Genomic DNA, 238 nt, shown 5'->3' on the forward strand with positions numbered 1-238 from the left:
GGAGAAAGAATCTGAAGAAAGTTATGAAGGTCTTTTACTTCTAGTAGATACTGTATGTACGTTCAACCTATTTATGAAATCATTCTTAACAAAGCCCGTAGATAAGGATAATCATATCAAGGATGTGTCTAAGACAAAGAAGGAGGCTAGTAAGTTAATCGAAGAATTAAACGTACCTAAAGAGGTTCTAGATATGAAATGGAAAGAGGTTTTTAATAAGGGCAAAGACAAACTGGAC

The 238-nt window shown here is 34.0% G+C and carries 1 protein-coding gene; it reads left to right on the forward strand.

The window, feature by feature from the left end; genetic code table 11:
- The coding region (locus F0Q32_RS26375) for a hypothetical protein (RefSeq protein ID WP_223145815.1) at positions 1-238 on the forward strand (238 nt) is incomplete at both ends.

The sequence above is a fragment of the Pseudocitrobacter sp. 73 genome (genome assembly GCF_008369545.1).
Classification (GTDB): domain Bacteria; phylum Pseudomonadota; class Gammaproteobacteria; order Enterobacterales; family Enterobacteriaceae; genus Pseudocitrobacter; species Pseudocitrobacter vendiensis.